General features: G+C 72.6%; 19 protein-coding genes. 16 read left to right on the top strand and 3 right to left on the bottom strand.

Annotated features, from left to right (window positions below):
* Positions 1–54: 54 nt before the first annotated feature.
* From ACIPWA_RS00540 to ACIPWA_RS00500, 9 genes are all read left to right on the top strand, one after another.
* Positions 55–2,316: a peptidase C14 gene (locus tag ACIPWA_RS00540; RefSeq protein ID WP_400287670.1), complete on the top strand. Its 2,262-nt coding sequence runs from the start codon at positions 55–57 to the stop codon at positions 2,314–2,316.
* A 744-nt stretch (positions 2,317–3,060) separates the two neighbouring features.
* Entirely contained in the window at positions 3,061–4,368 is a 1,308-nt protein-coding gene (locus ACIPWA_RS00535; RefSeq protein ID WP_400287668.1) for a Gfo/Idh/MocA family protein, read from the top strand.
* A gap of 156 nt (positions 4,369–4,524) precedes the next feature.
* Complete coding sequence (locus ACIPWA_RS00530) at positions 4,525–5,796, top strand: ABC transporter substrate-binding protein (protein ID WP_354509394.1); 1,272 nt, start codon at positions 4,525–4,527, stop codon at positions 5,794–5,796.
* A 78-nt stretch (positions 5,797–5,874) separates the two neighbouring features.
* Positions 5,875–6,879, top strand: coding sequence for a carbohydrate ABC transporter permease (locus ACIPWA_RS00525; protein WP_225220737.1), 1,005 nt, complete (start codon positions 5,875–5,877; stop codon positions 6,877–6,879).
* The gene (locus tag ACIPWA_RS00520; RefSeq protein WP_231907789.1) at positions 6,876–7,808 is read left to right on the top strand and encodes a carbohydrate ABC transporter permease; all 933 of its coding nucleotides are present in this window, start codon (positions 6,876–6,878) and stop codon (positions 7,806–7,808) included. The genes ACIPWA_RS00525 and ACIPWA_RS00520 overlap by 4 nt, the downstream gene beginning before the upstream one ends.
* Positions 7,809–7,813: 5 nt before the next feature.
* Positions 7,814–8,920, top strand: a complete 1,107-nt coding sequence (locus tag ACIPWA_RS00515) for an NAD-dependent epimerase/dehydratase family protein (protein WP_400287664.1) — start codon at positions 7,814–7,816, stop codon at positions 8,918–8,920.
* Positions 8,920–10,074 (top strand): dihydrodipicolinate synthase family protein, encoded by a 1,155-nt coding sequence (locus tag ACIPWA_RS00510; RefSeq protein WP_400287662.1) that lies wholly within the window; start codon positions 8,920–8,922, stop codon positions 10,072–10,074. The genes ACIPWA_RS00515 and ACIPWA_RS00510 overlap by 1 nt, the downstream gene beginning before the upstream one ends.
* Positions 10,075–10,081: 7 nt before the next feature.
* On the top strand, positions 10,082–11,107 hold the full coding sequence (locus tag ACIPWA_RS00505) for a hydroxyacid dehydrogenase (RefSeq protein WP_400287660.1): 1,026 nt from the start codon (positions 10,082–10,084) through the stop codon (positions 11,105–11,107).
* Between the two features lie 159 nt (positions 11,108–11,266).
* On the top strand, positions 11,267–11,842 hold the full coding sequence (locus tag ACIPWA_RS00500; protein ID WP_400287658.1) for a tRNA (cytidine(34)-2'-O)-methyltransferase: 576 nt from the start codon (positions 11,267–11,269) through the stop codon (positions 11,840–11,842).
* Positions 11,843–11,886: 44 nt separating this feature from the next.
* On the opposite strand, the gene ACIPWA_RS00495 is transcribed toward ACIPWA_RS00500, so the two are convergent.
* Positions 11,887–12,423 (bottom strand): hypothetical protein, encoded by a 537-nt coding sequence (locus tag ACIPWA_RS00495; RefSeq protein ID WP_068623689.1) that lies wholly within the window; start codon positions 12,421–12,423, stop codon positions 11,887–11,889.
* Positions 12,424–12,660: 237 nt separating this feature from the next.
* Here ACIPWA_RS00495 and helR point away from each other — a divergent pair, with 237 nt between their 5' ends.
* The 6 genes from helR to ACIPWA_RS00465 all read left to right on the top strand — a co-directional run bounded on the left by helR (position 12,661) and on the right by ACIPWA_RS00465 (position 19,789).
* Entirely contained in the window at positions 12,661–14,820 is a 2,160-nt protein-coding gene (gene helR, locus ACIPWA_RS00490; RefSeq protein ID WP_400287655.1) for an RNA polymerase recycling motor ATPase HelR, read from the top strand.
* 118 nt (positions 14,821–14,938) lie between these two features.
* Positions 14,939–15,925, top strand: coding sequence for an aldo/keto reductase (locus ACIPWA_RS00485; RefSeq protein ID WP_068623687.1), 987 nt, complete (start codon positions 14,939–14,941; stop codon positions 15,923–15,925).
* 136 nt (positions 15,926–16,061) lie between these two features.
* Positions 16,062–16,619: a hypothetical protein gene (locus tag ACIPWA_RS00480; protein WP_139107608.1), complete on the top strand. Its 558-nt coding sequence runs from the start codon at positions 16,062–16,064 to the stop codon at positions 16,617–16,619.
* A gap of 139 nt (positions 16,620–16,758) precedes the next feature.
* The gene (locus tag ACIPWA_RS00475) at positions 16,759–17,478 is read left to right on the top strand and encodes a YcnI family copper-binding membrane protein (RefSeq protein WP_068623830.1); all 720 of its coding nucleotides are present in this window, start codon (positions 16,759–16,761) and stop codon (positions 17,476–17,478) included.
* An 8-nt stretch (positions 17,479–17,486) separates the two neighbouring features.
* Complete coding sequence (locus tag ACIPWA_RS00470) at positions 17,487–19,166, top strand: copper resistance CopC/CopD family protein (protein ID WP_400287652.1); 1,680 nt, start codon at positions 17,487–17,489, stop codon at positions 19,164–19,166.
* Entirely contained in the window at positions 19,163–19,789 is a 627-nt protein-coding gene (locus ACIPWA_RS00465; RefSeq protein ID WP_400287650.1) for a DUF1775 domain-containing protein, read from the top strand. Before ACIPWA_RS00470 ends, ACIPWA_RS00465 begins: the two co-directional genes overlap by 4 nt.
* A gap of 68 nt (positions 19,790–19,857) precedes the next feature.
* Here ACIPWA_RS00465 and xylB read toward each other — a convergent pair whose 3' ends face one another.
* Positions 19,858–21,333 (bottom strand): xylulokinase, encoded by a 1,476-nt coding sequence (gene xylB, locus ACIPWA_RS00460; RefSeq protein ID WP_400287648.1) that lies wholly within the window; start codon positions 21,331–21,333, stop codon positions 19,858–19,860.
* A gap of 46 nt (positions 21,334–21,379) precedes the next feature.
* Entirely contained in the window at positions 21,380–22,561 is a 1,182-nt protein-coding gene (gene xylA, locus ACIPWA_RS00455) for a xylose isomerase (RefSeq protein WP_056649586.1), read from the bottom strand.
* Between the two features lie 93 nt (positions 22,562–22,654).
* Here xylA and ACIPWA_RS00450 point away from each other — a divergent pair, with 93 nt between their 5' ends.
* Positions 22,655–23,962, top strand: a complete 1,308-nt coding sequence (locus ACIPWA_RS00450) for an ROK family protein (protein ID WP_400287645.1) — start codon at positions 22,655–22,657, stop codon at positions 23,960–23,962.
* Positions 23,963–24,055 lie beyond the last annotated feature (93 nt).

The raw sequence follows: 24,055 nt of genomic DNA, 5'->3' as shown, positions 1-24,055 counted from the left end.
AGCACTCCCCCTCCCTGCCCACCCGGAAGCACCCCTGATGAAAGGCCTCTGCAGATGACGAACCTCCTCACGCCCGGACAGACCCCCGACGGGCCGGCGACGGCACCGACCTCGCCCCTCCAGGCCCCCACGGTCGAGGCCCCCTCGCGCCGCAACCTGCTGCGCGTCGCCGGGATCGGCGGCCTCGTGGCCGCCGGCGCCCTGATGGGCACGCAGTCGGCCGCAGCCGGCACGCCCGCTGCCGCGGCGCCGTCGGGCGTGCTGCCCATGAAGAAGGACGAGCCCGACGACGAGGTCCTCGTCGCGACGTCCGTCGCCCAGCTCGTGGGCTGGAAGGCCAAGAAGATCGACGACGGGACCGTCGTCCAGCTCCTCGGCCACGCCACGCCGGGTGACGGTGCGGCGCGCCTGGTCCGCTACGACGCGAAGAGCGAGGCGGCCGCGAACGGCGGCACGGTGCTCGCGCCGAAGGACCTGGGCGCGGCCGGCCGCGGGCGATGGCACACGCTCCACACGGGCACCGCCGACTTCCGCTGGTTCGGGCTGTTCGGGAAGGACACCCCGGCCGACGACGCGCTCGACGCGCTCGTGAACGACCCGACCGTGAGCCGCATCGAGGCGCACTCCGACCTCAACTTCGTGCGCCGCCACCGGTTCACGCGCTCGCACCTCGAGCTCGACTTCGGCGGGCACACCATGACGACCGAGGGCATCGAGAAGGCCGGGCAGGACGACCCGTTCGCGGCCGTCCTGTTCTTCCGCGGCACCGTGACCGACGACGTCCGCACGAACAAGCTCACGGCCGTCATGCCCGAGCTGCGCGACGACTTCGAGGTCGCCGACTCCTCGCAGTACGCCGTGGGCGAGTGGTACGCGCTCGAGGTCAACGCGCTCGCGGGCAAGTGGGAGCGCGAGCTGCAGCTCCAGGTCCAGGTCACGCAGATCGTCGACGCGACGCACGTGCGCGTCAACTACCTCAACGGCTGGGAGCTCGCCGCGGGGCGCACGCTCACGTGGACCAAGGTCGAGCCCGTGCAGCAGGTGCACGTGCGCAACCTGTCGTTCGTGGGCGTCGCGGGCGGCGACCAGTACACGGGATCGCACCCGCTCGCGTTCGAGTACGCGGTGAGCTGCGACGTCGAGAACGTGCACGGGGTCGCGACGTTCTGGCCCCTGGTCATGCGACGGTGGTCGACGTTCTTCACGACGTCGCGCTGCTCGCTCGCCAACCCGGCCTCGATCACGTGGGGCGGCGCGGGCTACCTGACGCAGCAGATCTACTGCCTGTACGGGCACGTGTCCGACTGCCACACCTCGAACTGCCGCCACCTCAACGACTGGACGGCCTCGGCGTACGGCCTCGTGGAGAACTGCCACGGCGACGGCGACGACCAGGGCCCGTTCGTGACGCACGGCCAGTACGAGCACGACCTGACGTACGTCGGGAACTCGGGGCTCATGACGTTCGCGAACTCGGGTGCGGCGTGGGGCTCGTCGGCCAAGCGCATCACGGTCAGCAAGCACGTGTGCTCGTGGTTCGTGGCGCGCGTCAAGGTCACCGACCTGACGCTCGAGGACGTCCAGGTCATCCGCAAGGAAGGCCTCGCGGGCTCGGGCATGCTGTGGGTCAACGCCGACGGCGTCCAGCTGCGCGGGTGCCAGGCAGACGACACCCTGATCGTCTCGCAGGCGTCGAGCCGCTCGAAGCGTCCCAACGTCATCGAGGGCTCGCGCTTCAACGTGCTGCCGGGTACGCCGATCACGCAGGCCACCGTGACCAACCCGGTCCACCTGGTCCGCACGACGCTGAACGGGCTGGAGGGTGCGTCGTTCGCGGGCTCGGGGCCGGTGGTCCTGGACCAGTGCACGCTCGAGGCCGCCGAGGGCAAGGGCACCGTGACGGCCTCGGGAGACCTGACGATCCGTGGCGGCGTGGTGCGCAACGTCGCGGTCGTCGCGGCGGGCGCCGCCGAGCAGACCATCCGGGTCGGCGACGGGGCCCGGCTCGAGGGATCGCCCGCGGGCGGCACCTTCCTGAGCCGGGCGAAGGCGGACAAGCCGGTCACCTGGAACCTGGACGGTGCACGATCCACCGCTCCGACGGGTGACACTGGTCACGTGAAGCTAGACGCAGGTATGAATCGATGGTCGGCCGTGGGCTCCACCTTCACGGGTGGTCGCCTCCAGCTCGCCGACGGCGCATTCGGCACGGGGTCCTACCTCCTGCACTCGGGCAACGTGGAGAGCGGCGTGCAGCGCGTCGCGATCCCGTCCGACGGCCCGACGGTCTCGACGACGGGCACGCTCGTGGTCTGACCCCTGCCCGTCCCGCCGGCCGCACCCCGACAGCACGAGGGGTGCGGCCGGCGTCGCACGGGCATCAGGGCAGCGACGGGACGTTCACCACACCGAGCTGCCGGCCTCCGACCTCCGGTGCCGAGAACGGGGTTCCGCGCCCTCGACCACGAGGTTGCGGTCGTTCTCCGTGGGATACCGACCGCAACCTCGTGCTCGGCACCGGCGGACCGGCCCGGTGGCAGCGGCAGCCGTCGGTCTCGGCCCGGTCGTCGACCATGCGGTGGGCGGCTGCCGAGAGCAAGGCCGGCGCGACCAACCTCCGGCGCCGAGAACGAGGTTCCGCGCCCTCGACCACGAGGTTGCGGCCGCTGTCAGCGGGAAAACGACCGCAACCTCGTGCTCGGCACCGAGCCGTCGACCCTCACGACCGACCCCGTGAGCCTCGGAGGAAGGTCCCGGGCAGAGGAGCCCTCACGGCGGCCCGGAGGGTTCGACCGGGGTGGGGGCGCGGGTCGTGGCGGGTCTGGCGGGAGGCCGACGAAGGAGGCCGGCTGGAAGACCCGCGCCTCCACCCCGGTCGAGCCCGGTCCCAGACCGCACGAAAGATAACGACTCGGTCGCAAGTTGACCTGACGGGCTGTCAGGGCGCAGGATCATCTGTCATAGTTGCTATAGCAAATAGCAAATGAAGCCGTCCTCGCCCGGCCCCTCACCGCACCACCCGCTCTCCCCGCAGCCCCCGCAACGAAGCAAGGACCGCTCGTGACCCGCAATGATGCACCCGTGACCGTCGCCCTCGTGGGCGCCGGCAACCGTGGTCAGACCTACGCACGCTGGATCGCCGCGCACCCCGACCGTGCCCGCCTGGTCGCGGTCGCCGACCCGCGCCCGTTCCAGCGCTCGCTCGTGGCGTCCGGCTCGGCAGCGGCGAACCCCGACGCCGCCCCCGTCGCGGAGTTCACGGACTGGGAGTCCCTGGTCGCAGCGGGCGACGAGACCACGGGCGCCCCCGCCCGCCTCGCCGACATGGTCATCGTCGCGACCCAGGACCGTGAGCACCGCGACCCGGTCGTGGCGCTCACGGCGCAGGGCTACGCGATCCTGGTCGAGAAGCCGCTCGCACCGAGCCCCGAGGAGTGCCGCGACGTCGTCGACGCGGTCGAGGCCTCGGGCGTCCTGTTCGGCGTGTGCCACGTCATGCGCTACATGCCGTACACGGACCTCATGAAGTCGGTCGTCGACTCGGGCGTCCTGGGCGAGGTCGTCAACGTGCAGCACCTCGAGCCGGTCGGCTGGTGGCACGACGCGCACTCGTACGTGCGCGGACCGTGGCGCTCGGAGACGACGTCGAGCCCCATGCTGCTCGCCAAGTCGAGCCACGACCTGGACTGGATCCGCTACGTCACGGGCAAGCGGATCACGACGGTCGCGAGCTTCGGCTCGCTCAAGCACTTCCGGCCCGAGGAGCGTCCCGAGGGCGCTGCGGACCGCTGCCTGGACTGCCCGCTCGAGCCGACGTGCCCGTACTCGGCTCCCCGCCTGTACCTGGGCACGCTGCGCGAGAAGGGACCGATCTGGCCCGTCACGGTCGTCACCGACGGCACCGACGAGGCCTCGGTGGTCGAGGCGCTGCGCACGGGCGACTACGGGCGGTGCGTCTACGCCTCGGACAACGACGTCGTGGACCACCAGGTCGTCGCGATGGAGCTCGAGGGCGGCGGAGCGGCGACGTTCACCATGACCGCCTTCTCGGAGCAGGACCACCGCAAGACGCAGATCTTCGGGACCCACGGGTGCCTCGACGGCGACGGCGAGAAGATCCGGGTCACCGACTTCCGGGACGGCTCGGTCACGGCCCACGACTCGGGTCACCACGGCGCGACCAACGCGGCCGACGACCACGGCGGCGGCGACTCGGGCGTCATGGACGCGTTCGTGCGCGCGGTCGCGACGGGCGACGCGTCGCACGTCCGCTCGGGCGCCGTCGAGTCCCTCCAGAGCCACCTCGCCGTGTTCGCGGCCGAGGAGTCGAGACACTCACGCACCGTCGTGGAGGTCCCGGCCCGCTAGCAGCACGTCCCGTCCGGGCGGGCAGCAGCCGCCCGGACACCGAAGCAGCACCTCGCAGGGAGCAGCGAAGCACCCGAAGCACCACCGCACGACCCCCGAAACATCCAGAAAGCATCCAGCACGGTAGTCATCGTTCGACGTCAAAGGAGCACGAAAATGACCATGCCGAAGAAGCACGTGGTGACCGCGATCGCCGCGATCGCCAGCCTCGGCGCCCTCACCGCGTGCAGCGGTGGCGGCACGACCGGCAGCTCGACCCCCGTCCCCTCGGACGGCGCGGCCTCGGGCTCGGTGACCATGTGGACCTACCCCGTCATCGCCGACGAGGCGGCCCACAAGAAGTTCTGGGACGAGCAGATCGCCGAGTTCACGGCCGAGAACCCGGACGTCGACGTCAAGGTCGAGATCTACCCGTGGGCCGGCCGCGACGAGACGCTCGCGACGGGCATCGCGGGTGGCAAGGGCCCCGACGTCGTCTACCTGATCCCCGACCAGCTCCCCAAGTACGCGAAGTCCCTCGCGGCGGTCGACAACTACATCACCGACAACACGGGCGACCTGCGCGAGAACGCCGCCAAGTCGGTGAGCATCGACGGGGCCATGATGGGCGCGCCGCTGATCATGAACTCGAAGCCGCTCGTGTGCAACGCCGCGGCGTTCGACGCGATCGGCGAGTCGGGCAACTACCCGGCCACGTGGGACGACCTCATGGCGCTGGCCCCGAAGTTCAAGGACGCCGGCTACGACGTCACGAACTACTGGGGCGCGGTCGACGCGACGCTCAACGAGTCGTTCTACCCGCTGCTGTGGCAGGCGGGCGGCTCGGTGTTCTCCGAGGACGGCACCGAGGTCGCGTTCGACTCCCCCGAGGGCATCGAGGCGCTCCAGTTCGTCACCGACCTGGCCGAGGGCGGGTTCGTCGAGAAGGACCTGCTGACGACGATCCCGGCGTTCGAGCAGACCCGTACCGCGCAGGGCAAGATCGCCTGCACGTGGCAGCAGGGCCCCGGCGACGTCGCGAGCTTCTGGGGCGAGGAGAACACGGTCGTGCTCCCCTCCCTCAAGGAGGCCGAGTCGATCGGCTACGGCACGGTCGGCTCGCTGGCCCTCATGAAGAAGGCCGAGAACCTGGACGCTGCGGGCAAGTGGCTCGCGTTCGCCACGCGCCCCGAGGCGTCGGCCGAGTACGCGAAGGCCGCGGGCTGGTTCACGCCGTACACCTCGCAGACCGGCCTGTACGGCGACGACGCGACCATGGCGGCCCTCGAGGCCACGCTCGACGCCACCACCTCCGGCGACCTCAACGAGAAGTCCCGTGAGGTCATGGGCATCCTCGCCCCGGAGATCCAGGCCGCGCTCATCGGTCAGAAGACCCCCGAGCAGGCCATGAAGGACGCGGCCGCCGCCGCGAACCCGCTCCTCGGCTGATCTCGCACCACACCCACCGGGCCGGGAGGCCGCCGCTGACGCGGCCCCCGGCCCGGTGAGGCGAAGGAGAAGAACCTCATGACAGCAACCACCCCGTCCGGAGACGTCCTCGGGACAGGCGTCCAGGGCTCGCTGCCCGACGGCGCCACGCCCGTCGCGCGGAGCGCGTCCGGTGGGCCCTCGGGCCCGTCGGGCAGCAAGGCCCCCTCGACGTTCCGCCGCACCATGGCCCGCCGTGAGGCCCGTATCGGCCTGCTCTTCGCGCTCCCGGCCTTCCTGCTCTTCCTGGCCTTCCGGTTCGGACCGGCGATCGCCGGCGTGGGGCTGAGCTTCTTCGACTACACCATCGGGGACACGGCCACGTGGACCGGCCTCGACAACTTCGAGCGCATGGTCAACGACCCGATCTTCTGGTCCGCGATGCGCGTGACCCTGATCCTCAGCGTCCTGATCGTGCCGCTGTCGCTCGCGATCTCGACGTTCATGGCGCTCCTGGTCCGCCGCTCGTTCCGCGGGTCGGGCTTCTACCGCTCGGTGTTCTTCCTGCCCGTGGTCACGAGCCTCGTGCTCGCCGCGACCGTGTTCACCTGGGTCTTCTCGACCGGGGGCCCGTGGTCGCAGCTCATGGGCCTGATCGGCCTGTCGACCGACTCGTGGCTCGGCAGCACGACCCTGGTCCTGCCCGCGCTGGCCCTGGTCTCGATCTGGTCGCGCTTCGGGTACGGGATGCTCATCCTCCTGGCCCGCATGCAGGACCTGCCGCGCGAGCTCGAGGAGGCCGCGGCGCTCGACGGCGCGAACGCCTGGCACCGGTTCTGGCACATCATCATGCCGCAGCTCAAGCCCACGCTCTTCTTCCTGGCGGTCATCGAGACCACGGCGTCGTTCCAGATCTTCGACCTGGTCTACACCATGACGGGCGGCGGGCCCGCCCGCGCGAGCTACAGCCTCGTCTACCAGATCTACGACCAGGGCTTCAAGTACTTCGACCTCGGCTACGCCAGCACGCTCGGCGTCGCCCTGTTCATCATCACCATCGTCGTTGCGTTGGTGCAGCGTCGCCTCATCGGGAGGGACAAGTGACCACGCTCGCCACCCCCGGCACCCCGGGGCACCCCGGGACCGCTGCCGGTACCACCAGCCCGACCGACCTCACGCCCAAGGTGCGCCGCAGGCGCAGCAAGAGCTCGGGCATGGACCTGACGCTGCGCGGCAAGATCGTGCGGTACGTCGTGCTGAGCCTCGCCGCGGTCGTCACGATCTTCCCCTTCTACGCGATGGTCGTGCTCTCGCTCAAGCCTGCGGCGGCGATCCAGTTCCCGCAGAGCCTCATCCCCACGAACCTGGGCTTCGCGGCCTACGAGCGCGTGCTCGGTGCCGGGAACATCTGGACCTGGTTCGGGAACACGCTCATCTACTCGGTCGTCTCGGTGGTCCTGGTCCTCGCATTCTCCGCGATGGCGGGCTACGCGTTCGCCAAGAAGAAGTTCCCGGGCCGTGAGGCCATGTTCTGGTCGTTCCTCGCGATGGTCATGGTCCCGTACCACGTGACCCTGATCCCGACCTTCATCCTCATGGCGCAGGTCGGCGGCCTGGACACCTACTGGGGCCTGATCCTGCCGACGCTCGCGAACGCGCAGGCCGTGTTCCTCATGCGGCAGTTCATCATGGACATGCCCGACGAGCTCTTCGAGGCCGCCAAGCTCGACGGCGCGTCCGAGTGGCGCATCTTCACGCGCATCGTGCTGCCCCTGTGCAAGCCGATCCTCGCGACGCTCGGCACGTTCGTCTTCCTGTGGCACTGGAACGACTTCCTGTGGCCGCTCATCATGGGCCAGGGCACCGACCACTGGACCCTCACCGTGGGTATCGCGTCGCTGCAGCAGCAGGACGTGCCGCTCAACATGATCCTCGCCGGCGCGACCATCTCCTTCGTGCCGATCTTCGCCGCCTACCTCGTGGCCCAGCGCTACTTCCAGGAGGGCGTCACCATGTCCGGAATCAAGGGATAGCACTCGTGTCTTCGACCTCACCCAGCCCTCTGCCCGCTGCCGCCGTCGCTCCTGCCGGCGACTCCGCCGTCGGGCGTCCCGCCGGTCCCTCGTCGCTCGCCGAGCTCGAGGACCTGCTCACCACCCCCTCGCCCGCGCTCGTCGCGGACATGGCCGCCCGCTCGGGCGACCTGGTCGTCCTGGGAGCGGGCGGCAAGATGGGCCCGAGCCTCACGGTCCTCGCGCGACGCGCGCTCGACGCCGCGGGCCGCACCGGCGACGCGGTCCACGCAGTCTCCCGCTGGTCGGACCCGGCCCAGGCCGACCACCTGCGCGACGCGGGCGTGAACGTCGTGACGGCGGACCTCATGACGGGCGACCCCGCCGTCCTCGCCGGCCTGCCCGACGGCGCGGACGTCGTCTACATGGTCGGCGCCAAGTTCGGCACGTCGTCGGCCCCCTCGCTCGCGTGGGCCGCGAACGCCGCGCTCGTGAGCGACGTCGCGCGCCGCTACGCGGACTCGACCATCGCGGCCTTCTCGACCGGGAACGTCTACCCGCTCGTGCCTGTGTCCTCGGGCGGCTGCTCCGAGGACGACCCGACCGGGCCCGTCGGCGAGTACGCCATGAGCTGCCTCGGGCGCGAGCGCCTGTTCCAGCACGCGGCCCTCACGCGCGGCACCAAGGTCGCGAACATCCGCCTCAACTACGCGGTCGACCTGCGCTACGGCGTGCTGTGCGACGTCGCGGCGCCCCTCCTCGCGGGCGAACCGGTCGACCTGACGACGAGCCACGTCAACGTCGTGTGGCAGGGGTACGCGAACGAGGTCGCGCTGCGCGCGCTCGGCCACGCGTCGTCCCCCGCGTTCACGGTCAACCTCACGGGCCCGGAGACCGCGTCGGTGCGTCGCCTCGCGGGGCTGCTCGGTGCGGGCCTGGGCCGCGAGGTCTCGTTCCGGGGCGAGGAGGCCGGGACGGCCCTGCTCAACGACGCGAGCCTGTGCCACGAGCTGTTCGGCTACCCCGACGTCTCGCTGCGCACGCTCGTCGACTGGCAGGCGCAGTGGCTCGCGGCGGGACTGCCCACGAGCGGCAAGGCCACCAAGTTCACCGTGCGCGACGGGAAGTTCTGATGGGTTCGACCGCCCTCGCCATGAAGCCCGACTCGCTCGCTCTCCTGCGCGCCGGCACGGTCATCCCGGCCCAGCCGCTCGCGCTGACCGCCGACCGCCGGTTCGACGAACGCCGCCAGCGCGCCCTGACGCGGTACTACCACGCGGCCGGGGCCGGCGGTGTGGCCGTGGGCGTGCACACGACGCAGTTCGAGATCCGCGACGTCGGGCTGTACCGGCCCGTGCTCGAGATGGCGGCCGAGGTCTCGCGCGAGACGACGGGCGGGAACGCGCCCGCGGGATCCTCGGTCACCGGCCCGCGCCCGCTCGTCCAGGTCGCCGGAGCCTCGGGACCGACGGCCCAGGCCGTGGCCGAGGCCCAGGTCGCCGCGGAGCTCGGCTACGACGCGGTGCTCCTCGCACCGCGTGTCGCGGGGCTGAGCGGCACGCGCGAGGAGGTCGAGCGCTACCTGCTCGACCGTGCGCGGGCCGTGGGCGAGGTCCTGCCCGTGATCGGCTTCTACCTCCAGGAGGCGATCGGCGGGCCGCGGCTCTCGGTCGACTTCTGGCGCGAGTTCGCCGCGATCGAGGCCGTCGTGGCCGTCAAGGCCGCGCCGTTCAACCGGTACCGGACCATCGACGTGCTGCGCGGCGTGGCCGAGTCCGGCCGCGCCGACCAGATCTCGCTCTACACGGGCAATGACGACGCGATCATCGCCGACCTGGTCTCCGAGGTCGACGTCCCGGTCGCGGGGAGCGCGAGCCCGTACACCGCACGCTTCGTGGGCGGCCTGCTCGGCCAGTGGGCCGTGTGGACGCGCGGCGCGGTCGAGACCCTGCGCCTCGCCCAGGCCGCGCGCGGCGTCACGTCCGACGGCACGCTCACGGTGCCCGACGACGCGGCCCTGCGCCTCCTGGTCGCCCGTCAGACCGGGCTCACCGACGCCAACGCCGCGGTGTTCGACTCCACGAACGACTTCGCGGGGGTCATCGCCGGGGTGCACGAGGTGCTGCGACGCCAGGGCTTGCTCGAGGGCATCTGGTGCCTCGACCCCGCCGAGACGCTGTCGCCCGGGCAGGCCGACGAGCTCACGCGCGTCACGGCCGCGTACCCGTGGCTCGGCGCGTCGGACGACGCGTTCATCGCCGAGCACCTCGACGCGTGGCTGGCATGATTCCCCGATGAGCCGCACCGCGAGCGTCGTCAGCGTCTCCCCCGCGCTGCGGGCCGAGTTCTTCTCGCCCGCGGCGTGGGAGACGCTGGGCACGCTGACCGACGTCCTGCTCGTCGACGACCCGGCCACGCTGGGGGCGACGCTCGACGCCCGGACGGGCGCTGCGTCGTCGGGCCCCTCGCGGGCGGAGGTGCTCGTCATCTCGTGGGGCACGCCGCGCCTCGACGCCGCGCTGCTCGACCGCATGCCGGGCCTGCGGCTGGTCGCGCACACGGGCGCGAGCGTCAAGCCGTTCGTCACGCCCGAGCTGTTCGCGCGCGGCGTGCGCGTGACGCAGGCCGGGCAGGGCATGGCGCAGTCGGTCGGCGAGGTGTCGGTCGTGTTCGCCATGGCCCTGCTGCACCAGCTCCCGCGGTTCCACCACGGTCTCGCGTCGGGCGCCTCGTGGGAGGACGCCGAGGACGCGCCACCGCGGTACGAGATCGCCGCCACGCGTGTCGGCGTGATCGGCGCGTCCCGGACCGGGCGGGCGGCGATCACCATGCTGCGCGCGCTCGGGGCCGAGGTCGTGGTCGCGGACCCGACGCTGTCGGCCGCGGACGCCCGGGCCCTGGGCGTCGCGCTGGTGAGCCTCGACGACCTGCTCTCGACGAGCCGTATCACCATGGTCCACGCGCCCACGCTGCCCGAGACGCACCACCTGGTCGGGGCGCGCGAGCTCGCGCTCATGCCCGACGGCGCCGGTCTCGTCAACACCGCCCGGTCGTGGCTGACCGACGAGGACGCGCTGCTGCGCGAGGTCGCGAGCGGACGGATCGACGCGGCGCTCGACGTGTTCGACGCCGAACCGCTGCCCGTCGACCACCCGCTGCGGACCCTGCCGAACGTGCTGCTCACGCCGCACCACGCGGCCGCGACGGTCCAGGGTCGGCTGCGCCAGGGGGCGATCGTGGTCGAGGAGATCGGGCGCTTCCTCGCGGGCGAACCGCTGCAGCACGAGGTCGACGCGGCCGCGCTCACGCGGACGGGCTGAGGTCCTTCCCCCGATCGGTTGTCAGAAGCGAGCCGGGGCATACCCCGCTCCGCTTCTGACAACGTGGTGCCGCACCGACTGGTTGTCAGAAGTGAGCCGGGCCCTACACCGGCTCACTTCTGACAACTGGTCCCCCGCGGCGGTGGGAGAATCGAGACCATGCCCGACGACGCACCCAGCACTTCCGCGCCCGCACCTTCGCCCGGGGTCACCGGTGCCGATGACTGGCGACCGCACCTCGGCACCGACGCCGAGCGCCCGGCCCCGACGCTCCCCCACCTCGTGTTCTTCGAGCCCCGCATCCCCGGCAACACGGGCAACGCGATCCGCCTCGCGGCCGTGACCGGCGCCCGCCTGCACCTGGTCGAGCCACTGGGCTTCGACCTCGACGAGCCCAAGCTCCGCCGGGCGGGCCTGGACTACCACGACCTCGCCGCGATGGAGGTGCACGCCGACCTCGAGGCCGCCCTCGCGTCGATGCCCGAGGCCCGCGTCTTCGCGTTCACGACCAAGGCCACGACGCGGCACACCGACGTCGAGTACCGCACGGGCGACGTGCTGCTGTTCGGACCCGAGCCCACGGGCCTGCCCGACGACGTCCTGGACCACCCACGCATCACCGACCAGGTCAAGATCCCCATGCTGCCCGGGCGCCGGTCGCTCAACCTGACGAACAGCGCGTCGATCGCGATCTACGAGGCATGGCGCCAGACGGGGTTCGCCGGCGGGGTCTGACCCGCGGGACTCGGTCAGGTCGCCAGGAGGAACGGCTCGACGGGTCAGCCGCCGACGATCGAGAGCTGACCGGACTGGACGTCCTGGACGATCACTCGACCCGGTGCGCCGACCTGCGGGAAGGCGTTGGCGACGATGACGGCCACCACGACGACGCAGGCCACCACGACGACGAGCCACCGGGAACCGGGGCGCTGGTGGGACCCGCCAGCGTCGGACCGCCCCAGGGCGTCCAGGGCGCGCGCTGCTCGGAGCACCGTCACGGTCAGCACCGCGGCTCCCCCTGCGGCGGTCAGGACGTGCGCCGTGGCCGCACCGTTGCCGGCAGCGTACTGCCACGTCGAGAGGTCCTGGTTGCCGAACCTGTCGACCGCGTGCGCCTGGAACACCTGGGCCAGGATCCTCAGCACGTACGAGACCCCGCCCAGCAGGATCCCGACCGCCAGGAGGGGGAAGACCCGGCGACCGCGGGGCCTCGGGGGCGCGGGCTCAGCCGTCTCCGTGGCCGGGGAGTCCTCGCCCGGATCGAGGTCGTCGAAGGTCTCGGCGTCGACGGGGACCAGCTCGATGGGATGCACCATCCGTGCATCCTGGCAGAGGGAGAGCGCTGCGGGCGAGAGGGTCCGGGAACGGGGAGCGTTCACCCCTTCCACTCTCAAGATATAGCGCACGGGGGGCCTTGCGGCAAGGCCCCGGTCCTCCCGCAGAATGGTCGATCTCAGCCGCGAGCAGTGGGATGGAGAACCTCGGTCATGCGCGCCTCCTCGTCAGTCTCCCGGTCGCCCCGCACCCTCACGAACCCGATCGGAGCCTTCCACGTGCCCTCCCAGGACGACAGCCCGTTCGACCTTCCCGAGCGCCTCTCCGCGAAGGCCGACCCGGCGCTGATCGCCGCCGACGAGCGGCACCTCGCCGCGATCGGCGCGACCCTCGAGCACTCGGTCGCCGACCTGTCGGGACGCCTCGACGCCGCGCGCCGGGCACCGGGCGGGTCCGGCACCGAGGCGCTCGAACGGGACCAGGAGATCCACCGGCTCAGCTCCCGGCTGCGACTCCTGCAGAGGTACGGGATCGACCTGTGCCTCGGACGCCTGGTGCCGGCCGACGGGTCCGAGCCCGTCTACGTCGGGCGCCTGGGCCTGACCGACGCCGCCGGCCGGCGCCTGCTGGTCGACTGGCGGTCGCAGCCCGCCGAACCGTACTTCGCGGCCACGCGCGCGCACCCCATGGGGCTCGCGAGCCGCCGCCGGTACCGCTGGACGGGCGGACGGATCAGCGACTACTGGGACGAGTCGTTCGCCGCGGACGGTCACGACGACAGCGTGGCGCTCGACGACGAGTCGGCCTTCATCGCGAGCCTCGGGACCAGCAGGTCTCCCCGCATGCGGGACGTGCTGGGCACCATCCAGTCCGACCAGGACGCGATCGTGCGGGCCGACTCGCGCGGTGCCCTGGTCGTCGACGGTGGCCCGGGCACGGGCAAGACGGTCGTCGCGCTGCACCGCGCGGCATTCCTCCTCTACTCCGACCCGCGTCTGGGGCACCACCACGGCGGCGTGCTGTTCGTCGGACCGCACGAGCCGTACCTCGCGTACGTCGCCGACGTGCTGCCGAGCCTCGGCGAGGAGGGCGTGCAGACGTGCACGCTGCGCGACCTCGTCCCTGAGGGGGCGGCGGCGGTGCCAGAGACCGACCCCGAGGTGGCCCGGCTCAAGGCGTCGGCGCGCATGGTCGCGGCGGTCGAGCCCGCGGTGCGGTTCTCCGAACGACCACCGACCGAGGGCATGGAGGTCGGGACCCCGTGGGCCGACGTCTGGCTCAGCACGGCCGACTGGGCGGAGGCGTTCGCGTCCCCGGACCCCGGCACCCCGCACAACGACGCGCGCGACGAGGTCTGGGAGGCGCTCCTGACGATCCTCGTCGACAAGCACACCGACGAGACCGAGGACGTGCCCGAGGAGCAGGTCCGCCGGTCGCTGCGCCAGAACAGGGACCTGGGCACGGCGTTCAACCGGGCCTGGCCGCTCATCGAGGCGACGGACCTCGTCGCGGACCTGTGGTCGGTGCCGGCCTACCTGCGCATGTGCGCGCCCTGGCTCACGCCCCAGGAGGCCCGGGCCCTGCAGCGCGACGACGCCCAGGCCTGGACCGTCGCCGACCTGCCGCTCCTCGACGCGGCGCGCCAGCGCCTCGGCGACGCCGAGGAGTCGCGCCGACGACGCCGGAACCGGGCCGCCGCAGCGGCTGAGAGCGCACGCATGGCCGACGTCGTCGACCACCTGATCGCGACCGACGACTCCGAGCTGCACGTCATGTCGATGCTGCGCGGGCAGGACCTCCAGGGCGCGCTGGTCGACCCCTCCGCGCTCGAGACCGCGCCACCGGACCTGCTCGCAGGACCGTTCGCGCACGTCGTGGTGGACGAGGCGCAGGAGCTGACGGACGCCGAGTGGCAGATGCTGCGCCTGCGTTGCCCTTCAGGGAGCTTCACGATCGTGGGCGACCGCGCGCAGGCCCGGCACGGGTTCACCGAGTCGTGGGACGAACGGCTCGCACGGGTCGGGCTCGACCGGGTCCGCTCGGCCTCGCTGAGCATCAACTACCGGACCCCGGAGGAGGTCATGGCGGAGGCCGAGCCGGTCATCCGGGCCGCGCTCCCCGACGCCAACGTGCCCACGTCGGTCCGTCGCTCCGGGGTCCCGGTGGTGCACGGGCGCACGGCAGACCTGGACTCGATCCTGGCGACCTGGCTCGCCACGCACGACGACGGCACCGCGTGCGTGATCGGCTCCCCCACGGTCGCGGGCACGCCGCGCGTCCGCTCGCTGACCCCGGTGCTCGCCAAGGGGCTCGAGTTCGACCTGGTGGTCCTGGTCGACCCGGGGTCGTTCGGCGAGGGGATCGAGGGAGCGGTCGACCGCTACGTCGCGATGACGCGCGCGACCCAGCAGCTCGTGGTCCTCGCTGACGGTCGCTGACGCCTGCTGCCCCGCGGACGCCGCGCGCCAGGGAGGTACCGCCAGGAACTCCCTGCCTCCGACCGGTGCCCGTAGCGTCGAGGTGGACCGATCGTCAGCACGACCTCAGGAGGACGGTATGGAGAAGCGAACGCTGGGCCAGGGGCTCGAGGTGTCCGCGCTCGGGCTCGGCTGCATGGGCATGAGCCAGAGCTACGGGCCCAACCCCGGTGGCCGGGACGAGATGATCGCGGTGCTGCGCGGCGCCGTCGAGCGGGGCGTGACGTTCTTCGACACGGCCGAGGTGTACGGGCCGTACGTCAACGAGGAGCTCGTGGGCGAGGCGCTCGAGCCCTTGCGCGACCAGGTGGTCCTCGCGACCAAGTTCGGCTTCGACATCCGCGACGGGAGGTCGGTCGGGGTGGACAGCCGTCCCGAGCAGATCCGCCGCGTCGCCGACGCGTCGCTCGCTCGCCTGCGCACGGACCGGATCGACCTGTTCTACCAGCACCGCGTCGACCCCACGGTGCCCATCGAGGACGTCGCGGGCACCGTTGCGGAGCTCGTCGCCGAGGGCAAGGTGGCGCACTTCGGACTCTCGGAGGCCGGCGCAGGCACGATCCGCCGCGCCCACGCGGTGCACCCCGTGACCGCGCTGCAGAGCGAGTACTCGCTGTGGACCCGGGAGATCGAGGCCGAGATCCTGCCGACCCTCGACGAGCTCGGCATCTCGCTCGTGCCGTTCAGCCCGCTCGGCAAGGGGTTCCTCACGGGCACCGTGGACACCTCGACCGAGTTCACCCCGGGCGACGTCCGCACCCTGATCCCGCGTTTCAGCGAGGAGAACAGGGCCGCCAACCAGGCGCTGGTCGACCTCGTCAAGGAGGTCGCCGCGGCCCACCGCGCGACCCCCGCCCAGGTCGCGCTGGCCTGGCTGCTGGCCCAGCGGCCGGACATCGTCCCCATCCCGGGCACGCGTCGGCTGTCGCGCATCGAGGAGAACCTCGGCGCGACCACGCTCGACCTTCCCGCGGCCGACCTCGCGGCGCTGGGCGAGGCCGCCACGCGCCTGGGCGTCGCCGGGGCGCGCTACAACAAGGCGATGCAGGCGATGACCGGGCTCTAGAGCCGGTCGCGTCCGGACGGCCCGACGGCGGGGCGTCCGGACGCTCGCGGACAGCCGGGACGACCGTGCGGCCGTCGGTACGGACGTTCGTGGACAAGGGGTCCCTCTCCGGCGATCCGCCCGCTACAGTCGTCGCGTGCTGTCGCCGGGTGTCGGTCTGCTGCGCGGGGTTCGAGCAGGGTTGCTCGCCACCGCGGTCGTCGGGCTGTCCCTGGTCTCGCACGGGCTGGCCGGCGGTGCGCCCCCGGGGGCCGTTCCCGTGGTCGTGCTCGTGATGGTCACGGCCGTGCTGCTCCGCTCGCTCGTCGGGCGTCGGGTGGCGCTCCCGTACCTCCTGGGCGTCCTGGGTCTGGGCCAGCTCGCCTTCCACTACACGTTCGAGCAGTGCGCCCTGCTCTCGAGCGCCTCCGCGCCGGCGCACGCGCACGCCTCGGACCGCCCCGAGGTGATGCTGGCCGCCCACGTGGTGGCGACGCTCGTGGTCTCGGTGTTCCTGACCCACGCCGACCGCGTGCTGTGGGCACTGTGGTCGTGGCTCACGATGCGCTCGGTCCCCAGGGCCGTGCCTCTCCCTCTCGCCCGCGGGCGCAACCCCCTCTTCCTCCCTCTGGTCGTTCCCGTCCTCACGGCCCCGGGCCGTGGGTCGGTCCGGGGCAGAGCCCCTCCCGTCGTGGTCCTCGCAGCAGCACCTTGACCTCGATCGCGGCCCAGCCGCGATCCGCTCCCTGCCGCCCGGGCACGTGCCCGGCGACGGCCGGCGCCGCGACGGCTCTCGTCCGTGCGGCGCCCCGAGCGACCCTGCGTCCCACCACGGAAGGCCTGTGCCTCAGATCATGAAGCGTCCACTCCAGCTCCTCACCGTCGCCGCGGCGACGACCACGCTCCTCGCGCTCGGTGCGAGCGGCGCGTCCGCCCACGTGTCGGTCGACCCCGACACGACCACCGCGGGCTCCTACGCCCTGCTGACCTTCGGCGTCCCGCACGGCTGCGGGGAGTCCGCGACCACGAAGGTGTCCATCCAGATCCCCGAGCCGATCACGAGCGTCACCCCCACGGTCAACCCCGGCTGGGACGTCGAGAAGGTCATGGTGACGCTCGCGACCCCGATCGACGACGGTCATGGCGGCCAGCTCACCGAGCGCGTGGGCGAGATCGTCTACACCGCGAGGTCCCCGCTGCCCGACGGCTACCGGGACGCCCTCGTCCTCTCGACCAAGCTCCCCGACACGGTCGGCGAGACCCTCGTCTTCCCGACCGTCCAGACCTGCCAGGAGGGCGAGTCCGCCTGGGTGCAGGTCGCGGCGGAGGGCGAGGACCCTCACGACCTCGACCTGCCCGCACCGGTCCTGACCGTCACGGCTGCGAAGGACGAGGCCGCGCACGGCGAGACCGAGACGGTCTCCGACGAGTCCGCGACCGTCGAGGCCGCGGCGGCGCCCGCCGAACCGTCCTCGACGCCCCTCGTCCTGTCGTGGGTCGCCGTCGTCCTCGGCGCCGCAGGGCTCGCCCTGGGTGGGGCCGCGTTCGTGCGCGGCCGCCGCAGCCAGGGCTGAGATCGGCCATGGACCTCTCCCGCGCTGTGCGCGGGGCGGTGGCGTTCGTCGTGGCGGCCGTGGCCGGGGTGGTGCTGATGCTCGCATCGGCCACCCCGGCCACGGCCCACGCCGTGATCGTCGACACCGATCCTCGGGACGGCACCGTCCTCGAGGAGCCCCCGGCCCGGCTGACCCTGACCTTCAACGAGCCCGTCCAGGTCGTCCCCGACGGCATCGCCCTGCTCGACGCCGCAGGCAGCACGATCCCCATCACGGCCGGCGCCGTCGACTCCCGTGTCGAGATCGCGGTGCCCGGCGATCTCGACGACGGGACGTACGTCGTGAGCTGGCGCGTCACGTCCGGTGACACCCACCCGGTCGCGGGCGCTCTCACGTTCTCGGTCGGCGCCCCCAGCACCAGCGTCGCAGCCGCCCCTGCCGACCCGGCCTCGCCCGCGGTGACCGTCCTGCGTCAGGTCGCGCAGGCCGTCGTCTATGCAGGGACGCTCGGGGTGGGCGGACTCGTGGCGTTCGAGCTCCTCCTGCTCGACGCGACTCCCGGGGCCATGCCCACGCTCCGCCGTCGGCTCCAGCGGACCCGTCGCCTGCTCGCGACCTGCGCCGGAGCGGCCCTGCTGGTGTCCGTCCCCGTCACGGCGCTGTGGCAGGGCGGCCGGGGCGCGAGCGCCCTGGTCGACTCGTCGTTCTGGCGTGCGGCGCTGACGTCCGAGTCGGCGCTGGCCGCCTTCCTCGGCCTGACGGGCCTAGCAGTGGCCGTCCTGGCGTGTCCCCGGGCGGGGAGTGCGACGCGCGCGCGATGGCCGCTCCCCGCGGCGCTCGGCGGCGCCGCGCTGGCGGTGACCTCGCTCTCGGTCGTGGGACACACCCGCACGTTCGGTCCCGTCTGGCTCGTGCTCGGCGCGGACTTCCTGCACGTGGTCGTCGGAGCAGTCTGGTTCGGCGGCATCGTGGGCCTCTGCCTCCTGCTGTCCAGGTCCTCGGGCGCGTCGGCCCAGCGCGCCGCCCGCACGGTCGTGCGCTTCTCGGGCGTGGGCGCTTGGCTCGTCCTCGCGCTCGCACTGACCGGGATCCTCCTCGCCTGGCGCATCCTCGGCTCGCTCGACGCCCTGCTGACCACGGGGTACGGACGAACGCTCCTGGTCAAGGTCGGCCTCGCGCTGGTCCTCGTGGTGATCGCCGCGTGGAACCGGTACCTGCTCGTCCCGCACATCACCTCCGACCCCGTCGGCCTGGGGCGCCTGCGCCGGACCGTCGCGACCGAGGCCGTGCTGCTCGTCGTCCTCCTGGGGGTGACCGGGGTGCTCGTCTCGCAGAGCCCGGTCCCGGCGAGCGCGACGCCGCCGGAGTCCGCTGCACCGCGGTCGCAGGTGTTCGACGAACCTCTGGGGACCGGGTCGCTCCAGGCCAGGGTCACCCCGGGCGCGCTGGGCATCAACTCGCTCGAGCTGACGCTGCTCGACGCCGACGGCGCCCCGCTCGAGCCCGTCGCGCTGCCGGAGGTCCGGACGACCCAGGCGGAGCTGGGGATCGGACCGTTCACCCCGACCCTGACCCGCACGGGTCCGGGGACGTACCTCGCCTCGATCGACCTCCCGCTGGCCGGGACGTGGGACGTGGCCGTCAGCGTCCGCACGTCGACGTACGACAACCCGGTCGTCTCGCTCCCCGTGGAGGTCGTCTCGTGACGCGCACCGGTCGGCCGCGGTCCTCGTCCGCCCGCCTCGTGGCGCGCTCGGCCGCGGTCCTCGGTCTGAGCGCTCTGCTCTGCGTGTCCGGGGCCCACGGAGCCTCGGCGCACGTCCTGCTCGAGACCGCGGCGCCGAACGGGGACGGCACGACCACGCTCACCTTCTCGTTCGAGCACGGGTGCGACGGGCAGCCCACCACGGCTCTCGACGTCTCGCTGCCCGACGGGGTCGAGGCGATCTCGACGACACAGCCGGACGGCTGGTCCTCGACCCAGGACGGGGCCTCGTTGCGCTGGTCCGGGACCCCGGTCGAGGACGGCACGGCCGCGCGGTTCGAGCTCGTCGCCACGATCACGGGCGACGTCGGCCAGGCCTTCGTGTTCCCGACGACGCAGACCTGCACCGAGGGCTCGACCGACTGGGTCGACGTCGATCCCTCCGCAGCGCATCCCGCACCGAGCTTCGTCGCGACCAGCGCGACGCTCGTCCCGCGGCCGGCCCAGCCGGTCGCCTCCGCAGGTGGCGGCGCGAGCCTGTCGCAGACGCTCGCCGTGGTGGGTGCGTCGACGCTCGCGGCGGCAGCGACGGGCACCTGGTGGGTCCGCCGACGGAGGCGGTGAGCCACGAGACGGACGAAGGGCCGTCGTTCCTGGCGGAACGACGGCCCTTCCGGCCACGGCACCCGACCTCAGGTCAGGTCGCGCACCGCCGCGTACTGCGCACGGGTCCCGGGCTCGGGAGCCGCGTCGTAGTCGCTGCTCGACGACGTCTCCCACCTCGGGGCCTCCGCCGCACCCGACAGCACCCAGGCTGCCTGGCGAGCGGCGCCGTCGGCCACGTACTCGCCCGGCTCGGGGACCGAGACGGGCAGGCCGAAGACCTGCGGCGCGATGCGCCGGACCGCCTCGGACTGCGCGCCGCCGCCGATCAGCAGCAGCCGCTCGACCCGGACCCCCTGCTCGCGCAGGGCGTCGAGGCCGTCGGCCAGACCGCACAGCATGCCCTCGACCGACGCCCGCGCGAGGTGCTCGGGCGTCATGGTGGACAGCCGCATGCCGTGCAGCGTGCCGCTCGCGTCGGGACGGTTGGGCGTGCGCTCGCCCTCGAGGAACGGGACGAGCACGAGCCCGTCGGCCCCCGCGGGTGCCTGGAGCGCGAGCCGGGACAGGCCCGCGTGGTCCACGCCCAGCACCCGCGCGGTCGCGTCGAGGACGCGGCTCGCGTTGAGGGTCACCCCGAGCAGCAGGTAGTTGCCCGTGGCGTCGGCGAAGCCGTTGACGAGCCCGCTCGCGTCGGCCGTGGCCGACGTGGCGATCGCCGAGACGACGCCCGAGGTCCCGATCGAGACCGCGACGTCGCCGGCGCCCATGCCGAGCCCCAGAGCCGCGGCCGCGTTGTCGCCCGCACCGGGCCCGATCAGGGCCCCGCCGCTCACCGCGGCACCGGCGACGGTGGCCGAGGCCACCCCGCCGTCCTCCCCCGGGCCGAGGACCCGGGGCAGCACCACGTCGGAGCGTCCGAGCGCGAGCTCGAGCAGGTCGGTGCGGTACGCACCGCGCCCGTCCTCGGCCGAGGCGTCGAAGTAGCCCGTCCCCGACGCGTCGGAACGGTCGGTCACGAGCGCGCCGAGGTCGGGCTCGAGGCCCTCGCTCCGCGGGCCGTAACCGGCGATCCGCCACGTCAGCCAGTCGTGCGGGAGCGCGACGGCCGCGACGCGCGCGGCGTTCTCCGGCTCGGCGTCGCGCAGCCAGCGCAGCTTGGTGACCGTGAGCGACGCGACGGGCACCGAGCCGACGGCCTCGGCCCATGCCTTGGCGCCGGCGCCGGGGTCCCCGGCACCGAGCTCACGGATCAGGTCGACCGCGGCACGGGCCGAGCGGGTGTCGTTCCACAGGAGCGCGGGACGGATCACCTCGCCGTCGGCGTCGAGCACGACCATGCCGTGCTGCTGCCCGCCCACGGCCAGGGCCGCGACGTCGTCGAGCCCGCCCGCGACGCGGACCGCGGTCCCGAACGCCGTCCACCAGGCGTCGGGCGAGACCTCGGTGCCGTCCGGGTGCGACGCCGAGCCGGAGCGCACGAGCGCCCCGGTCACGGCGTCACGGACGACGACCTTGCAGGACTGCGTCGACGAGTCGACCCCCGCGACGAGACCGCCGCTCATGCTGCACCCCCGCGCGTGTCAGCGGCCGGCACGATTGCGCCCCTCATCAGCCGATCAGGTGCTTGAGCGCGAGCTGGTTGAGGCGCACGAAGCCGAAGTCACGCTCGGCGGCGGCCTCGACGTCGAACTCCTCGTAGGCCGAGCGGTCCGCGAGCAGGTCGGCGACGGACTCGCCCGCACCCAGCGTGCTCTCGCCGAGCTCGAACACGCCCGAGTGCTTGAACGCGGCCTGGACCTCGGGGTCGGCCCGGTACTCGGCGGACTTGCGCGCGAGCATCGAGTAGGTCTCCATGTTGGCCTTGGCGGAGTCCCAGACGCCGACCTCGTTCTCGGTGCGCGAGGGCTTGTAGTCGAAGTGGCGGGGGCCCTCGTAGCGGGGTCCGCCGTTCGGGAAGCCGTTCTCGATGAGGTCGACCGTGAAGAACGCGGAGAGCAGGTCGCCGTGACCGAACACGAGGTCCTGGTCGAACTTGATGGACCGCTGGCCGTTGAGGTCGATGTGGAAGAGCTTGCCGGCCCACAGCGCCTGCGCGAGGCCGTGCGTGTAGTTCAGGCCCGCCATCTGCTCGTGGCCCGTCTCCGGGTTGAGGCCCACGATGTCGCCGTGCTCGAGCTGCGCGATGAGCGCGAGCGCGTGCCCGATCGTCGGGAGGAAGATGTCGCCGCGGGGCTCGTTGGGCTTGGGCTCGAGCGCGATCTTGATGTCGTAGCCCTGGTCCTTGATGTACGCGGCGGTGAGGTCGAGGCCCTCGGCGTAGCGCTCGTGCGCGGAGTGGAGGTCCTTGGCGCCGTCGTACTCGGTGCCCTCGCGGCCACCCCACATGACGAACGTCTTGGCGCCGAGCGACGCGGTGAGGTCGACGTTGCGCAGCACCTTGCGCAGCGCGTAGCGACGGACGCCGCGGTCGTTCGAGGTCAGGCCGCCGTCCTTGAAGACGGGGTGGCTGAAGAGGTTGGTCGTGACCATCTCGATGGTCAGGCCGGTCTCGTCGGCGGCCTTCTTGACCTCGCCGAGGAGCTGCTCGCGCGTCGCGTCGTCCGAGCCGAAGGGCACGACGTCGTCGTCGTGGAACGTGAAGCCCCACGCACCGAGGTCCGCGAGCTTGCGGACGGACTCGGCCGGGTCGAGGTGGGGGCGGCTGGCTCCGCCGAACTGGTCCTGGCCGGTCCACCCCACGGTCCACAGGCCGAAGGAAAAGTTGATGTTCTGCTCGGTCGCGTCAGCCACGACAGTCTCCTCGTCGAGATGGGCCGGCTCCTCGAGCAGGCCGCCATTTGTTGTATGGATGAACTTATGCGGTCCTGTCGGTAAGGTCAAGACGTGAACCGCGACGAGTCCTCGACCAGCGTCAGGACGCCCACCAGGGGGCGCTCCACGGCCGCCCGCCAGCACACCCTGCGCGAGTACAACCTCGCCCTGGTCTCGCAGGCGATCTTCGACGCCACGACCCCCAGGTCGCGCGCAGACATCGCGGGGAGCACGGGCCTGACCCGCGCCACGGTGTCCGTCCTGGTCGACCAGCTCATCGAGGCACGGCTCGTACGGGAGCTCCCACCCGCGACGCCACTGCGGGCAGGCCGCCCCGCCGTCCCGCTCACGCCCGCCGAGCGGACCGTCGTCGGGCTGGGGCTCGAGGTCAACGTCGACTACCTGGGCGGCACGGTCCTCGACCTCACCGGTCAGGTCGTCGCGCAGGAGGTCGTCCCGGGCGACCTGCACGGCAGCGACCCCGCCGAGGTCCTCGGGCGCCTGGGCGCCCTGGCCCGCCGCCTCGTCGAGGAGGTCGAGGCCCAGGACATGCAGGTCGCGGGCGCACGGCTCGCCCTGCCCGGCCTGGTCGACGCGCGCGCAGGTCGCCTCCAGGTCGCCCCCAACCTCGGCTGGTCCTCGTTCCTGCCCGTCCCGCTGCTCGGCCTGCCCGAGCGGCTGCCGGTCGAGATCGCCAACGAGGCCAACCTCGCGGGGCTCGCACAGCTCGTGGCCCCGGCCTCGCCGGGCGAGGGGGACCCGCGCGCGGGCTCGACCATCGCACGCATGCCGCACCCGGGGCCCGACGACGTCGCTCCCCCCGTGCCGTCGTCGTTCCTGTACGTCTCGGGCGAGGTGGGCATCGGCTCCGCGATCGTGATCGACCGCGAGCTCTTCCTGGGCAACCGGGGCTGGAGCGGGGAGATCGGGCACGTCGTGGTCGACCCGCACGGGCCCCGGTGCCTGTGCGGGGCCACGGGCTGCCTCGAGCAGTACGCGGGCAAGGACGCCATGCTGCGCGCGGCCGGCATCCCCCTCGACGCCCCCGTCGAGAGGTTCCTCGACGCGCTCGAGGAGGGCACGCCGTCGGCCCTCGACGCCGCCGCCTCGGCCGGGACCGCGCTGGGGCGCGCGCTCGCGAACTTCGTCAACCTCATCGACATCGAGACCGTGCTGCTCGGCGGGATCTACACCGACCTGCTGCCGCACCTGCGCGAGCCCCTGACGGCCGAGCTCACGACGCGCGTCCTCGCGTCGCCGTGGACCGAGCTCGACCTGCGGCCCGCGCTCGTGGCCGGGCACGCGGCCATGATCGGCGGCGCGCGGACGGTGCTGCGGGACGTCGTCGCGGCGCCGTCGGCGTGGACGACCAGCGACTGACGCACGCCCGTCGCGCGCGCGGTGCGGCGCGGGTGTGACCTGCGCCGCACCGGAGACCGGGAGAACGCGGGTACCGTCGTTCGTTGGACCATC

Origin of the sequence: Oerskovia enterophila, assembly GCF_044748475.1 — a bacterium.
GTDB lineage: Bacteria > Actinomycetota > Actinomycetes > Actinomycetales > Cellulomonadaceae > Oerskovia > Oerskovia enterophila.
Note: the sequence above shows the minus strand (reverse complement) of the source record. Positions and strands in the feature narration are given on the sequence as shown.

Coding starts and splice junctions, on each gene's coding strand:
- ACIPWA_RS00540 (WP_400287670.1), top strand. CDS start 55: ATGACGAACCTCCTCACGCCCGGACAGACCCCCGACGGGCCGGCGACG.
- ACIPWA_RS00530 (WP_354509394.1), top strand. CDS start 4,525: ATGACCATGCCGAAGAAGCACGTGGTGACCGCGATCGCCGCGATCGCC.
- ACIPWA_RS00525 (WP_225220737.1), top strand. CDS start 5,875: ATGACAGCAACCACCCCGTCCGGAGACGTCCTCGGGACAGGCGTCCAG.
- ACIPWA_RS00510 (WP_400287662.1), top strand. CDS start 8,920: ATGGGTTCGACCGCCCTCGCCATGAAGCCCGACTCGCTCGCTCTCCTG.
- ACIPWA_RS00505 (WP_400287660.1), top strand. CDS start 10,082: ATGAGCCGCACCGCGAGCGTCGTCAGCGTCTCCCCCGCGCTGCGGGCC.
- ACIPWA_RS00500 (WP_400287658.1), top strand. CDS start 11,267: ATGCCCGACGACGCACCCAGCACTTCCGCGCCCGCACCTTCGCCCGGG.
- ACIPWA_RS00495 (WP_068623689.1), bottom strand. CDS start 12,423: ATGGTGCATCCCATCGAGCTGGTCCCCGTCGACGCCGAGACCTTCGAC.
- ACIPWA_RS00485 (WP_068623687.1), top strand. CDS start 14,939: ATGGAGAAGCGAACGCTGGGCCAGGGGCTCGAGGTGTCCGCGCTCGGG.
- ACIPWA_RS00475 (WP_068623830.1), top strand. CDS start 16,759: ATGAAGCGTCCACTCCAGCTCCTCACCGTCGCCGCGGCGACGACCACG.
- ACIPWA_RS00470 (WP_400287652.1), top strand. CDS start 17,487: ATGGACCTCTCCCGCGCTGTGCGCGGGGCGGTGGCGTTCGTCGTGGCG.
- xylB (WP_400287648.1), bottom strand. CDS start 21,333: ATGAGCGGCGGTCTCGTCGCGGGGGTCGACTCGTCGACGCAGTCCTGC.